Annotated in this window: 3 protein-coding genes; all 3 read left to right on the top strand. The window is 44.7% G+C overall.

What is annotated here, in order from left to right; genetic code table 11:
* Window position 1 precedes the first annotated feature (1 nt).
* Genes ACP7A0_RS12285 through ACP7A0_RS12295 form a run of 3 tightly spaced genes read left to right on the top strand, consistent with a single transcriptional unit; the run spans window position 2 to window position 16,279 of the window.
* The gene (locus ACP7A0_RS12285; RefSeq protein ID WP_426005281.1) at window positions 2-9,091 is read left to right on the top strand and encodes an amino acid adenylation domain-containing protein; all 9,090 of its coding nucleotides are present in this window, start codon (window positions 2-4) and stop codon (window positions 9,089-9,091) included.
* A 20-nt stretch (window positions 9,092-9,111) separates the two neighbouring features.
* A complete protein-coding gene (locus ACP7A0_RS12290; RefSeq protein ID WP_426005283.1) occupies window positions 9,112-11,781 on the top strand; it encodes a non-ribosomal peptide synthetase in 2,670 nt (889 codons plus the stop codon).
* Window positions 11,774-16,279 (top strand): type I polyketide synthase, encoded by a 4,506-nt coding sequence (locus ACP7A0_RS12295; RefSeq protein ID WP_375567012.1) that lies wholly within the window; start codon window positions 11,774-11,776, stop codon window positions 16,277-16,279. The genes ACP7A0_RS12290 and ACP7A0_RS12295 overlap by 8 nt, the downstream gene beginning before the upstream one ends.
* Window positions 16,280-16,288: the final 9 nt, after the last annotated feature.

The following is a 16,288-nucleotide window of genomic DNA, read 5'->3' on the forward strand; positions in this document are numbered from 1 at the left end:
CATGGCTTTACAGCCGCAGAAGCTGGATAAACAGAACATTGAAAATATGTTAGGTATCACTACGATCCAAGAGGGACTGCTGTTTCATCATTTAATGGAACCGAACGGAACGGCTTATTTTGAACAACTGCTGATCGAAATAGACGGACCGATAGATCGAGACATTTTTGAACAATCATGGACGAATGTCACCAAACAGCATGAAATGCTTAGAACATTGTTCAGATGGCAGGAACTCGCAAGACCAGTACAAATTGTGCTGAAGCAGCACCAGCCAGACATTCGATATCGTGATTTGACACAAGCGAAGGAGCCTCTTCATGTGCTGAAAGAGGAGGTGACGGCACAGAACCGAGAAGAACGCTTTGATCTGCAGGAAGTCCCATTTCGCCTGACGTTATGTGAAGTGAATGATGAAGTAAGCTGGGTTCTCATTAGCTTCCATCACATTTTATTGGACGGATGGAGCCTTGGGATTGTATTAAGCGATTGGATGAGTGCATATGAGCGCTTATCGAATGGGGACAAACCTCTTCTTGAACAAAGACCGTCCTACCAATCATTTGTCAAATGGCAGCAGAAAAGCCTTCAACAGACAGAAGCACAAGCCGCCTATTGGAAAAATGTTTTCAATGGCTGGAGTTATGCAGAACTGCTTCCGAAGTCAAGCGGCGCATATGAAAATTCAGAAGTTTTTCATCAATATGAACATCAAGTGGATACTTCCATTGCGGAGAGCCTGAGCAAATTCACGAATCAATATGACGTGACGCTCGCATCTGTGATGTATACGCTGTGGGGAGTTTTGCTATCTAAGTATGCCAACCAAGATGATATTGTCTTTGGGACAACAGTATCAGGGAGAAATGCGGATGTCCCTCATATTGAAAAGATGACAGGGCTGTTCATTAACACATTACCGCTGCGGGTCTCATTCGAACAAGAGCGGCCGATTCTTGAACAGATGCAGGAAGTGAGTCGTGAGATAGCTATAAGAAATGAATATGAACATACACCGCTATCTGATTTAAAGAAATATGCAGGAATGACGGCAGAGCAATCGTTATTTGATTCAATCGTCGTCATTGAAAACTATCCACTAGATCAAATGCTCACGAAAAACGATCAGCCTATTCGTATTCGTGGATTTGAGATGACTGAGCAGACAGAATTCGATCTCACGCTTAGTGTCCAGGCGTTTGATGATCAGCTGCACTTTTCATTGGTGTATAACCCCGTCAGCTTTTCAGCTGAACAAATCGAAAAGTGGTGTCAGCATTTTCTTCATCTCCTGTCTGATGCCTGTGCTCATCCGCACAAATCTGCTGCTCAGCTACAGCTGCTATCAGAAGAAGAGAAAGAAAAGCAATTAGCGGTCTTCCGGCAGTATGGCGGGGCAACATCTAGCAATGAACCAACGGTGATTGACCTTTTTGAAGCACAAGTGGAACGAACGCCAGCGGCAGCCGCAGTTGAGTTTGGCGATACGACGGTTACATATGAACAACTCAATAAGAGAGTGAACCAGCTCGCACATTATTTACAAAACAAAGGAGTCAAACAGGAGCAGCGTGTCGGCATTTTAGCAGAGCATTCCATTGAAATGGTGATAGCATGCTTAGCGATCTTAAAAGCTGGCGGTGCATACGTACCGATTGATCCTGAATACCCGCAGGAACGAATAGAATATCTATTAGAAGACAGCGGAGTAGAATGGCTCTTAACTCATCCAATTAAAGGGCTCACCTATGCTTATCATGGAGAAAAAATTGATATCACACAGCCGGATCTATACACCGGACCATCAGACAACTTGGCAGAAGCCATCACCTCAGACCAAACAGCCTACTGCATTTATACATCAGGTACGACCGGAAGACCTAAAGGTGTACTCATTCATCATCTTGGCTTAGCCAACTATATTGATTGGGCGAAGCAAGTATATGTTCGAGGAGAAACAAGGCATTTTGCTTTATATACTTCACTGTCCTTTGACCTGACGGTTACTTCTATTTTCACGCCGCTCATTTCAGGAAATACCATCATGATTTACCACCATGAAAACCGGCAGCTGCTTGTCGAAGACATCATAAAAGATAATCGCGTACATGTGATGAAACTGACACCATCTCATTTACATTTTATTAAGCATTTGTCTTTCCCAGACAGCCAAATGAAATGTTTCATTTTAGGCGGAGAACAGCTGGAAACATCTCTAGCGAAATCCATTCAGCAGTCCTTCCCGCAGCCAATTGAAATTGTGAATGAATATGGACCAACTGAAACGGTGGTTGGCTGCATGATTCATCGATATGACCAGGATTTTGATCAAGACGTGTATGTACCGATTGGAAAGCCTGCACAGCATACAGATATTCTTCTTTTTGACAGACATATGAATCTCATGCCGGAAGGAACCGTCGGTGAATTATATATTGGCGGGAAAGGTGTCGCAAAAGGGTATTTGAATCGACCGGAACTCACCGAAGAAAGGTTTGTCGATCACCCTTTCCAGCCAGGTGAAAAAATTTATAAAACAGGTGATGCAGCCCGCATTCTGCCTAATGGGCTCATTCAATTTTTAGGTCGAAATGATGATCAAGTGAAGCTGAGAGGCTATCGTATTGAAACAGGTGAAATTGAATTTTGGCTGAATGAACAGCCAGGTATGAAAGCAGCAGCTGTTGTTCTAAAGCCAGATGCTTCTGGTACACCATGTTTGGCCGCATATGTTGTCACGACAGCCAGACTTGATCAAGCTGCAATGAAACAAGCGTTGGCTGATCAGCTGCCGGATTATATGATCCCAACTCACTTTGTTCAATTGGACGATATGCCGCTGACTGCCAATGGCAAACTAGATAAACGGGCATTACCTGCTTTGAAACAGGCGCAGCAAACGAATAAGCAGGCGGGCGCTGCCAATCTTTCTGATACTGAGAAAGTCATTCAAGACATCTGGAAAAAAGTCCTCGGCTTAGATGAGGTAAGTGTTCATGACAAATTCTTTGACATTGGCGGGCATTCACTCAACTTAATCCACGTCAATCAACAGCTCGCTAAGCAATTGAATCAAAGCATTCCAATGGTCGAAATGTTCCGCCGTCCAACGATTAGAGAGCTTGCCGCATATTTAAGCGGCGATTCAGAGCAGGTAGCGGCAGGCACGCAGCCTGTGAAACAAAAGACAAGAAAAGCCAATGAGCCGATTGCCATTATTGGAATGGCTGGTAAATTCCCTGGTGCGAAAAATGTTGAGGCATTTTGGCGAAATTTGAAGAATGGAGAAGAATCAATTTCCTTCTTTTCCGATGAAGAACTGCTTGAAGCTGGTATTGACCGTCAGACCTTCGAACGACCCGATTATGTGAGGGCAAAAGGTGTGATTGATGGACCTGATTTATTTGATGCATCCTTCTTCGGCTATTCGCCAGGTCAGGCAGAAATGATGGATCCTCAAATACGCCTCCTGCATGAGTACGCCTATAAGGCGCTGGAAGATGCGGGGTATGTGCAAGAAGATTATACGGGTAAAGTTGGGTTGTTTACTGGGTCCACATCGAACTTTCAATGGATTCAGCGTTTTGCAGCTTCCCTTGATAGCAGCATGTCAGAGCTGTTTGAAGTGGGTTCACTCAATGATACGTATACCGTGAGTACAAGAATTGCCCATAAATTGAATTTGAAAGGACCGGCGCTCACGCTGCAAACCGCTTGTTCGACTTCTTTGGTCGCTTTGCATTTGGCCTGTCAATCCATTGCAAATGGTGATTCAGATGTAGCACTTGCGGGAGGTGTGTCGATCCTGCACCCAGTGAAATCAGGCTACGTTTATCAGCAGAACATGGTGAAATCAAGCGATGGCCATTGCCGCGCCTTTGACGATCAAGCAGATGGAACGGTTGGCGGAGATGGTGTTGGTCTTGTTGCTTTAAAAGCACTGAGTGAAGCCATAGAAGATGGTGACCATATTTATGCGGTCATTAAGGGCTCTGCCATCAACAATGATGGTGATCAAAAGGTTGGTTTCAATGCTCCAAGCGTTGAAGGACAGACACGTGTCATTCAGGATGCCCTGCATCAAGCAGATGTTTCACCAGATACGATTGAATATGTAGAAACACATGGAACTGGAACATCACTTGGTGATCCGATTGAAATAGAGGCGCTAACAAAGGCTTTCGACACAGAGAAAAAACAATTTTGCCGTATTGGGTCTGTCAAAACCAATATTGGACATTTGGATGCAGCGGCAGGAGCAGCTGGCTTGATCAAAGCTGTGCTTTCGCTTCAGCATCACACATTTGTACCTAGTCTTCACTTCAAAAAAGCCAATGAAAACATTGCATTTGAGCATAGCCCTTTCTTTGTAAACACTGAGCTGACTGACTGGAAGCAGCCAGCTTCACATTTGCGGCGGGCTGGGGTGAGCTCATTTGGAATGGGTGGAACCAATGCACATGTCATATTAGAAGAAGCACCACAAAGAGATCGTCAGCAAATGCCTCGTTCTGCTGAGCTGCTTGTTCTTTCAGCAAAGAGCAAAACGAGCTTGGAACGAATGAAAGACAAACTCGTAAACCAAATAGAAAACACGCCTTCTATCAATTTGGCAGACGCAGCTTATACTCTGCAAACAGGAAGACAGTTCTTTGGTTTCCGTCAGGCATTTGTTGCGGCAAGCAGAGAAGATGCTTTGCGAGTATTAACAGAAAAGCAAGGCAAGGGCATTGGAAAGCTCATGCATTCGCATGTGGAGCAACAAAAGATTATTTTTATGTTTTCTGGACAAGGCAATCAATATCTCAATATGGGATTAGATTTGTACCGGGAAGAGCCTTACTTTAAGAAGCAAATGGATGCTTGTTTTCAAGCATATGAAGAAGCAACGGGGCGAAGTCTTGCCCGTATTCTTTACCCATTAGCGGCTGAAACAGAAAAGGCGCGTGAAAAATTAGCAAGTACTCAATATGCACAGCCGGCCATTTTTGCCATTGAATATGCCTTATCCATGCTCTTCATTGAATGGGGCATTCGTCCTGATGCAATGATCGGCTATAGCTTTGGCGAATTAACAGCGGCCGCTATATCAGGGCTATTCAGCTTAAAGGACGCAATGTCCATGGTCGCCTATCGTGCGAATGCGATGCAATCGTCACCAGCTGGCGTCATGATGAGTGTTCCATTACCTGAGGCAGAGCTAAAACCGATGCTTCCAAAAAATATTTCTCTCGCGGTTGTCAATGATTCATCATGTATCGTGTCAGGTCTAGAAGAGGCGATAAGTGAATTTGAACAAGAGCTGAAAAGCAACAGATTGATGTGTATGCGGTTAGGTGGAACCATTGCTGCCCACTCACATGTCATGAAGGAGGCAGCGGAGCAATTCGGAGAAAAATTAAAGCATATGAAAGCCAAAACACTTCGTATTCCATTTATTTCGAATTTGTCAGGAGATTGGATGACAGATACGAGTGCGAAAGATATGTCTTATTGGAAAAGGCATATGACCGATACAGTTCGCTTTGCTGAAGGCATCACCAATATTTTACAAGAGGACAATATTCAATTAATTGAGATTGGACCAGGACAAGATTTAAGCGTGATGGTCAACAGGTCATTGAACGGCCTGAATCAGCATGTATGTCATGTGTTAAGACATGCAAAACAAGATGTGACGGATACTGAATTTTTACTTAGTCAAATGGGACGTCTATGGACAAACGGATTATCTATTGATTGGGACAGGTTCCATCTAAACCGTCAGCCGCGGAAAATGCCGCTGCCAACGTATGCGTTTGATCAAACCTCCTATTGGTATGATGCAGCAGATCGTGTGAAACAAGAAAAACCAAAGCAGTCTGGACGAAAGCAGCAAATGGATGAATGGTTCTATACCCCTCATTGGGAAGCGGATCTTTTACCTTGCGTGCCGTCAGAAGATACATCTGGCGGAGCCTTGCTTTTGTTTGCAGAGCCATCTGCTTTCGGAGAGAAGATTGCGGCTGAGCTCCTGACGAAACGGAACGAGTTCGTAGTGGTTCGTAAAGGAAATGAATTTACGAAGCATGACGAAAAAAGCTATACCATTCGGTCACATGAGCCATCTGATTATGAAAGGCTCATATCAAATCTGGCAGATGACGAAATGAACGTGTCAGAAGTTTGTCATCTATGGGGGCTTTCAGAACGACAGCCATCTCACACGGAAGAAGAATGGGTGAAGCAAACGCAGCAAGATGCTTATTACTCCTTGCTTTATATCGGCCAGGCATTGAAAAAATATGTTTTGGACCAAAAGGTATCGATTACCGTTCTTTCCTCATTGACATATGCTGTTGGCGGTGAACCTGTACTTTATCCTGAAAAAGCGATCCATCTAGGACCTGCCATGGTTATATCACAAGAAACACCGAACTTGCGTTACCGCATTCTTGATATTGATCGCCCGGTGGAAAATGGGGTTCAAGAAAAGCGATTGCTGAAGCAAATAAGCGATGAGCTAGATCGAGCGTATGGACAGCTTCTCACGGTCTATCGACGAAATAAGCGATATGTGAAAAAGTATGCGAAAGGATCAGTTCCCGAAACAGGACATGCTCATTTGGCTAAAAAAGATGGTGTATACATTTTAATTGGCGGACTTGGGTTTATTGGATTGAATATCGCCCAGACTTTGGCCGAGCAAACGAAGGGAACCTTAATCTTAACGAGCAGGTCTGGACTCCCTGATAGAAGCAAGTGGCAAGAATGGCTGTCTACGCACGATGAACAGGATCCAACAAAGAAAAAAATACAAAAGGTAATGGCACTGGAAGAGACAGGCGCAGACGTTCTCATACAGAAAGTAGACGTTCGTCACAGGGAAGATATCCAGCAATTGATCAACACAGTGGATGCGTCATATGGACAGATCGACGGTGTGATCTATGCAGCTGGAGTGACAGGCGACCAATCTTTCCAGGTGATGGAGCAAACAGATGTCACATTTTCGGAGCCGCATTTTGAAGCGAAGATGAATGGCGTACTTCATCTTGATGCCGCCTTAGGTGATCGATCCCTTGATTTCTGTTTTGTACTGTCATCTTTGTCACCGATCTTGGGCGGACTCGGTTTTACAGCCTATACAGCTGTGAATCATTTCATCGATGCGTACGTGTATGAACGCAATCTGCGTTCAGAAACACAGTGGTCTGTCATTAGCTTTGACGGCTGGGAATTTGAGCAGGGGAAGCAGCTCGATCTTCCAATCGGAGATGATGTCACCGAAACGTTAATTACAGAAAAAGAAGGAAGAATGATCTTCGAACGATTGCTTTCACTGGAGCAAGTGGAACAAATGGTTATTTCGACAACATCTTTACATGATCGTATTCACAGATATGTAGACCGTTTATCCCGTGAGGAAGAGAGCGGCGAAGAGCATGTACAAGATGGGAACTTGTATTCTCGGCCAGCGCTTTCAACGAATTATGCGGCACCTGAAACAGAGCTGGAGAAGGAATTAAGTCAACATTGGCAAGCATTCTTTAAGATTGATGAAATTGGCATAGATGATCATTTCTTTGAAATGGGTGGAGATTCTCTTAAGGCGATTACCTTCATTGGCATCATTCATCGTGCATTTAGTGTAGAGCTGACACTGCCACAATTTTTCCAAATACCTACGATACGATTAATGGCAGCATATATCGACCAAGCAGATACTGCTGCTTATCATGCGATTGAAAAAGCCGAAGTGAAGGAGCATTATCCTCTGTCGTCTGCGCAAAAACGGTTGTATCTCATGCAGCAAATGGATGTAAACAGCACAGGATACAACGAGTTTAAAGCGGGGCGAATCAAAGGAAAACTCGATATCAGCAGGTTGGAATGGGCATTTCAGCAGCTCATTAAGAGACACGAAAGTTTGCGGACAGCGTTTGTACTAGAGAATGGCGTCCCTTATCAAAAGATTGAAGAAGAGGTACCATTTGCAGTCACATTGTTTGACCTCACAAAGGGATCGACACAAGGATCTGAGGAAGATCAAAAACAAGTGATTGAACAATTTTTGACTGCCTTTACGTTAAGTGAGGCTCCATTGATGAGAGTCGGTGTGATGAAGCTGGCAGAAGAGGAATTCGTGCTCATGCTGGACATGCACCACATTATCTCAGACGGTCTTTCTCAAGATATTTTGGTCAACGACTTTATGCAGTTATATGACGGCAGGACGCTTGAGCCTCTCGCTCTGCAATATAAAGATTTTTCAGAATGGCAAAATGACATGCTTGCGTCTGAAGCACTGAAAGAATCGAGTGATTACTGGAAAAACCGGTTAGAGGGTGCCCCGCTACTTGATCTGCCAACAGATTTCGATCGGCCAGAGGTGAGACAATTCCGCGGCGGACATTATACATTCCGTATAGAAGAAGCGGAGCTGAACGCGTTTAAGCAAATGATTTTAAAAGAAGACGCCACTCTGTTTATGGGTCTGTTAAGTGTGTATCAGATTTTGCTTCATAAATTAAGCGGACAATCAGATATCACGGTCGGGGTTCCGGTAGCAGGCAGAAAACAAGAGGAGCTGCAGCAAGTCATCGGTATCTTTGTCAATATGCTGCCACTTCGTTTATATCCTAAAGCAGAGCTGACGTACCAGCAATTCCTTCAGGATGTGAAGGCACATGTCATCGGCGATTTCGGACATCAAGAATATCAATATGAACAAATGGTTCAAGACCTCCAGTTAAGCCGGAGTGTCAGCCGGAATCTATTGTTTGATGCTGTGTTCGCTTTGCAAAATATGAATCAGCCAGAACTGAAGGTAGGCGGTTTAACCTTTAGTGATTATCCGTATGAGACAGGAACGTCGCGCTTTGATTTACTCTGGATTGCGTATGAGCAGGAAGACGGTCTTTCTTCAACGATTGAATATAATACTGAGCTTTTCAGTGAGGAAACCATTCAGCGGATTGCAGGCTTGCTGAAAGACATCATGCGGGCTGTTTCAGCAGAAGCGATGAGAATAGAAGAGATCGAACTGACTTCTTCATTCAAGCAATTAGACGACGTATCTCTTTTCGAATTAGATGACTTAAAAATATAAGTAAAGAGGTGAATGGAAGAGTGATTGAACATGATGATTTTCAACTGAAAGCAGCGGCGAAGGAAAAGGCGAGGGAAAGAGCCTACTGGACATCTATTTTATCAGGTGTCCAGCTTGATGGCCGCATTCCTCATACGGTTTCGCAAGCCAAGCCTGCTGAAATAAACCGATCGCTTCATTCGTCCTTCCCGGTGGCTATGAACCATTCGTTAAAGCAATTATGTGGAGATTCTGATTTACGCCTGTTTATCGTGCTGACCACAGCTGCTTTTGGCTTGCTTCAACGTTATAGCGGAAAAACTGAGTTGATGGTGACTGTTCCTACAATGGAACAGTCTGCCAATCAATCAGCCATTAATCATATGCTGCCGCTTAAGGCAGAGATTGAGCCTCATATGAGCTTTAGCGCAGGGCTAGAGGCAGTGAAACAATCGTTTCAGGAGGCAGTGCGTCATCAAAACTATCCTGTTCATATTTTAATGGATGAGCTTTGGCATTCAGTAGGAGAAGACAAGAGGCGTGTCAATCTGGCATGTACGTTTGAGACATTGCATGGGCATGCTGACCGAGAGCAGCTGCATGCGGATGTGCTCATTGTTTGGAAGAAAGAACAAGATCACCTTCATGCTGAAGTTCACTGGGATGCTTCCATTTATGACGATCAAATGATGGAGCAGTTCTCCAGACATTTCATGACACTCACAGAGCAATGTCTCAAAACCCCGGAACAAGCGATGAGCACACACTCATTTTTATCTGATATGGAGAAAAGTCAGCTGTTTGATTCGTTTCAAGGAGAGTCGCTCGCTTATCCAGTGGATCGTGATATTGTGTCGTTATTTCAAGAACAAGTCCAATTGCATCCAGCACGAACGGCTGTTGTGTTTGGCACCACCTCCTATACATATGAAGAGGTTGATGATTTATCGAATCGCATTGCACTTAGACTGTCTCAAAGTGAGATGACACGTGAGACTCCTGTTGGACTCAGAATGAATCGGTCTGCTGAACTGGTCATTGCCATTCTTGGCATTTTAAAGGCTGGCTATGCTTATTTACCGATTGATGTCCATCTGCCGAACGAAAGAATTCGGTATATGCTCAAAAACAGCGGTGCTGCAGCTATTGTCTCGGATGCAGAAGGATATGAAGGATTGGATGTCGAGGTTCATGTTATTCAAGACATGCTTCAAGAATCGCCAATAAAAGAGAATCTGACTTGGTCTATTTCGCCTTCGGATATGGCGTATGTCCTGTATACATCAGGAACGACAGGCCATCCAAAAGGGGTCGTTATTGAACATCGTCATGTCATTAATTTGGTATATGGAATGAAAACGCGCTTTTTTGATCTGCTCCCTGATCCTTTGCAAGTAGGGATGCTGGCTTCACACATTTTTGATGCGTCTGTTCAAACATTGTTCCCGGCATTGCTCCTCGGGCATACGCTGCATATTGCCAAAGATGAAGTCCGTATGGATGGGCATGCGTTATGGTCGTTTTACCAAGAAAACCACATTCAGCTGTCAGATGTGACCCCTTCTCACTTAAAGCTGATGAACAAGGCAGCAGCGCAATCAAAACAAGACCTGCCTGCTTTGAACATGCTGCTAGTGGGCGGAGAGGTGTTCACAAAAGAGCTGATGGATCAATTTTTACAGCATGTATCAGGTGAAAAACCGATCATGATTAACGCGTATGGTCCGACTGAATGTACGGTTCAGTCATCATCCTTTTTGATTCCCCATGACTGGGACGAGCAGGTCATTCCTATTGGGCAGCCGATGCCGAATGAGCATATTTTCATATGTGACGCGCAAGGGGAGCCAGTTCCGATTGGCGTCTTTGGCGAACTATATATAGCAGGCGATGGTGTAGGTCGTGGATACATCAATCACCCTGATCTGAGCAAGGAGAAATTTATCAAAAAACCAGAGCTGAGCAGCGGGATGTTATACGGTACGGGGGACCTTGCAAGGTGGCGGTTTGATGGGTTGATAGAATTTGCTAAAAGAAACGACGACCAAGTGAAAATCAGAGGATATCGAATTGAGCTCGAGGAGATCCGCAGAGCCATTCTTGATGACCCGCATATGCAAGGGCTGATTCAAGATGTCATTGTCATTCCTAAGGAAACGAAGGATCAGGACCAATACATTTGCGCATATATGATGGCAAAACAAGCGATAGATCAGCGTGCGCTTCGTCAGTCTTTAAGTGAAAGGTTACCAGGTTATATGGTGCCGAGGCATGTCATTCAAATAGAACAATTTCCTTTGAATCTATCAGGGAAATTGGATATCCAAGCACTGCCGAATCCAGAAGATCAGGCGGCAGGCAATCAAGAGCCGTTGACCATTCAAGCACATAATGAAACAGAGCAGAAGCTTGTTCGCATTTTCGCATCTATTTTACAAGTCCCTGCTGCGCAGATTCGTATAGATGAACCGTTTTTCGATTTAGGCGGGAACTCTTTTAATATCGTTGAGCTGTCCAATAAAGTGAAAGAGGAATTTCAGCAGGAGCTGACAGTGATGGAGCTGTTCCAATATACAACTGTTTCGCAAATAGCCGCTCAATTGAGAAACAAAGTCTCAGGGCAAGAGAAACAGATCGAAAATGATGGAGAAAATGAAGCGGATGACTTAGAAAGTGCCGCTCAACTGTTAGGCGGGATGATAGATGAGTAAGTTCACAGGATTAGAGGTTGCAGTGGTTGGGATGGCCTGCCGTTTTCCGGGAGCAAAGAATATTCATCACTTTTGGGACAACCTTGCAAATGGAAGAGAGTCCATTACGTTCTTTTCGAAGGAAGAGCTGCTTGAGGCAGGGGTTGAGAAAAAAGCATTAGACCATGAGCAATATGTACGTGCTAAAGGAGCAGTCGATCAGCATGATCACTTTGATGCAGATTTCTTTGGTTATTCACAGCGTGAAGCAGAAGTAATGGACCCGCAAATCCGCATGTTTCATGAGGTGGCATGGGAATCCCTTGAAGATGCAGGCTATAACCCTGAAACCTATCAGGAACCGATTGGTTTATTTGGAGCTGCTTCTGCTAATTTATATTGGCAAGCTGCTTCCATGCTGATGAGAACGAATCACTCATCTGAACAATTTGCGGCTGTTCAATTAACAGATAAAGATTTCATGAACACAAAGGTATCCTACAAATTGAATTTGAAGGGACCGAGCGTAGCTGTTGATACAGCTTGTTCTTCCTCTTTGACTGCCATTCATATGGCGGCGCGCGCCCTGATTACCGGAGAATGTAAAATGGCACTCGCCGGCGGCGTCACCATTACGACCCCTCACAAAAAAGGATACATGTATCAAGAGGGCATGATCATGTCGCCGGATGGGCACTGCCGGACTTTTGATGAACAGGCAGAAGGGACCGTTGGCGGCGAGGGCTGTGGAGTTGTTGTGCTCAAATCATTAAAGCAGGCACTAAAGGATAAGGATCATATCTATGGCGTGATTAAAGGTTCAGCCTATAACAATGACGGCGGACGGAAGGTTGGCTACACAGCACCAAGTATAGAAGGACAAAGCGAAGTGATTAAAAAGGCACTCAACATCAGTCGTGTAGAAGCTGAGAGTATATCTTATATTGAAGCACATGGCACAGGTACGACTCTTGGAGATCCGGTTGAAATTGAGTCACTAAAGCAAGCCTTTCAAACGGATAAAAAACAGTTTTGTGCGATTGGGTCTGTGAAAACCAATATTGGTCATCTTGACTCAGCCGCAGGGATTGCAGGTTTTATCAAGACAACGCTTAGTCTGTACCATCAGATGCTGCCGCCTAGCCTTCATTATAAAAAACCGAATCCGAAAATTGATTTTGAATCAAGCCCATTTTATGTAAATGCAACACCCGTACCATGGACGAAATCAGAGCAGCCGCTGCGTGCCGGGGTCAGTTCATTTGGAGTCGGCGGAACGAATGTACATCTGATCATGGAAGAGGCACCCGTCGCCGACAAACCGTCAGTAGAAAGAGATCATGAACTAATGGTGATTTCGGCAAGATCGAAGCAGGCGGTTCAAAAGTCTGCTGAACAAATGACATCTTATTTAAAAGAACATAAGCATGTCACACTATCCGATGCTGCATTTACCCTGCAAGAGGGACGAAAGCATTTTCCTTATCGACAAGCTTTTCTTGCAGGTCCGGGCCGCACATTCCAGTCAGCCGGCCAGCCGCAAAAGGCCTTTCAACAGCCTGCGATCGTTTGGATGTTTTCTGGACAAGGTGCTCAGTATGTGAATATGGGCAAGGATTTATATGAGAAAGACCCTGTATTTAAAGAAACGCTTCAGAAATGTTTTGCCATCATTTTATCGTTATCAGGTGTTGAGATCGAGAACGTGTTATATCCAACAACCGAAGAAGAGTTCATAGAAGCAGAACAACTTATGCAGCAAACATCATATACACAAATCATCTTGTTTAGTTTTGAGTATGCGCTCGCATCGAAGCTGATGGGACTAGGCATACGTCCGCATTATTTCATTGGTCATAGTATTGGAGAAATCACAGCTGCCTGCGTGGCCGGTATGATCAACCTTGAAGATGCCATCCGGATCGTTTTAAAAAGAGGCAGTTTGATGCAAAAAATGCCTCCAGGTGAAATGGCCGGTGTGTCACTCCCTGCCGATGAGATTGAACATGATCTTCCAGAAGGTGTCGAGCTTTCTGCAGTGAATAGCTCACAATTATCCGTTGTTTCCGGTTCTTCAGAACGGTTACAGATTTATCTCGAACAAGCTGAAAAAAGAGGAGCTTCTGTCCAAAAGCTGAAAACCTCTCACGCCTTTCATACGAGTATGATGGCTGAAGCGTCCGAACAGTTTAAGAACGTTCTCTCGGAGATCACCTATCAGCAGGGCGAGGTTCCGATCCTTTCGAATGTGACAGGGAGCTGGTTAACAAATGAACAAGCCGCATCACCTGATTACTGGGCATCTCATATCAGGCAGCCTGTTTTATTTAGTCAAGGAGTAGAGACGTTACTTGGACTTGGAGAAGTGGTTTTCATTGAAGTGGGGCCAGGTCATACGTTAACTCAATTTGTGAGACGACATGATGACTATGATGTGAACAAAGCAGCGGCTGTTTCATTGGTGAGACATCCAAAAGAACAAGCTGCTGATGATGAATATATGAAAAAGGCTATAGGGAAGCTGTGGAGTTTCGGAGTGGAACCGAACTGGAGCACTGTCAGAAAAGAAAAGGCCCCATATCGAGTGTCACTGCCAACATATCCATTCGAGCATCAAATATTCCCCTCTCCGCAGTTTAAAGCGGATCAGCTGATGACCGCTTTAGCGCCATCAGAAAAGGGGGAGAAACTCTCAGCTGATTTTCAAGACTGGTTTTACATCCCGGTATGGGAGCGCTCTGCACCTGTACTAAAAGAGCAGCATCATCAAGGGAAGCGTATCTTGGTTTTTGAGAAAAATGGTCATATTGGCGCTTATTTGAAAGAACGGCATGCAGAGGTTGTCAGCGTATGTCAAAGTGATCATACGATCAAAGAAAATGACCAGTTGATGAAGGCTGACGTTCATATGCTGTCACATTTAGAGTGGGTGATGGCTGAACTGCAGCAATCTGAATTTATACCGGAAGAGATCATCTGGATGCATGATGAACTAACAGAAGATACCGATGATCAGCCAAACTACTTATCTGTGCTCGATCTCGTCAGGCTGATCAGCCAGTATCATAACACAGCCATCCGTCTTCATCTTGTGACAAACCAAGCGCATGATGTAATCGGGATGGAGAAGGTCAATCCTCTTCAAGCAACATGTACTGGGCTGGCTCTGACCATTCCTCAAGAATATCAGCATATTGCGTGTCAGCACATTGATTTATGTCAGGAAACAAAGGCGGACTGGCCGCTATTTCTTTCATACGAGGTTGCAATGCACGATCAAGATGCGGTCGTGGCGTATCGCGTGAACAGCAGGTGGGTTCGAAAGGCTTCAAGCACCCCTTTAAACAAAGAGGAATCGTCTAAGCAGCCTTTCAGGACTCATGGCGTTTACCTCATGACCGGCGGTATGGGGGGCATTGGCTTCACATTAGCTAAACATTTAGCAGAAACGTATCAAGCGAAACTTGTGTTCATGAGCCGATTACAAATACGTAAACGCTCTGCATGGCATGAGCTGCGTGATGCAGATGGGAAAGAAGCTGAGACCGTGAAAAAGCTGATGACTCTTGAAGAGTTAGGAGCTGATGTACAAGTTGTACACGGTGATGTGTCAGATCAAGATGCTGTGCAGAAAGCGGTCCAGCTGGCTCATACGTCATTTGGTGATTTACATGGTGTCATTCATGCGGCAGGAGAGGCAGATGGGAAGATCATCCAAGCAAGAACAGCAGACGATGAAATTCGCATGTGTCAGGCAAAAATCAACGGGACCTATGTGCTGGATGAAGCACTCAAGGATGAAACGCTCGACTTCTTTTTACTTTGTTCATCCCTAGTGTCCTTTCTTGGAGCGGCTGGACAAGTGGCTTATGCGGCTTCCAATGCTTTTATGGACAGCTTTGCTCATGCGAAGAGGCAGGAAGGAAAGCCAGTGATTTCTTTAAACTGGGATCGGTGGGAAAAAGTCGGTATGGCACACGACTCAGCATTAGCGGCCAAAGTCAATGACATGATGGCACTTGAGGAGCAGGCGGGAATTTTGCCAGAACAAGGGATAAAGGCCTTTCAGGAAGTGCTGCGTCTAGATTATCCGCAAATTCTTGTTTCTGTTCGAGACATGGGTGAGAGAATGAAACATCGATTAACACCTATGCAGCAGGAAGAAGAGCCGTCTCAACAAATATCGAAGGTCATAGATGATCGTCTAGAAGCATCATTGAGTGATGTACTCAGCTCCTTTTTTCATCATGAACCGGATGTGAATGAGAACTTCTTTGAAATGGGTGCGACATCCCTTGATTTGCTGCAGATGAGCGGTCATATCAAATCAATTTATGGCATAGAGGTTCCGGTAGTCATGATGTATAGCCACCCGACGATCGCGTCATTGGCTGCAGAACTGAAGAAGATACATGGGGTAAAGGAAGAAAAGCAAGCTGTCACTGAATCATCTAATCTCCGTAAACAGGCGATGGCAGATGGGAAAAACCGCCGTAAACAGAGATTAAAACGAAAATAGATGGGAGAA

The organism is Bacillus sp. DWP3-1 (assembly GCF_049896565.1).
Taxonomy (GTDB): domain Bacteria; phylum Bacillota; class Bacilli; order Bacillales; family Bacillaceae; genus Bacillus.

Bases quoted from the DNA above. Each gene is read 5' to 3' on its own strand.
- ACP7A0_RS12285 (WP_426005281.1), top strand. From the start codon at position 2: ATGGCTTTACAGCCGCAGAAGCTGGATAAACAGAACATTGAAAATATG.
- ACP7A0_RS12295 (WP_375567012.1), top strand. From the start codon at position 11,774: ATGAGTAAGTTCACAGGATTAGAGGTTGCAGTGGTTGGGATGGCCTGC.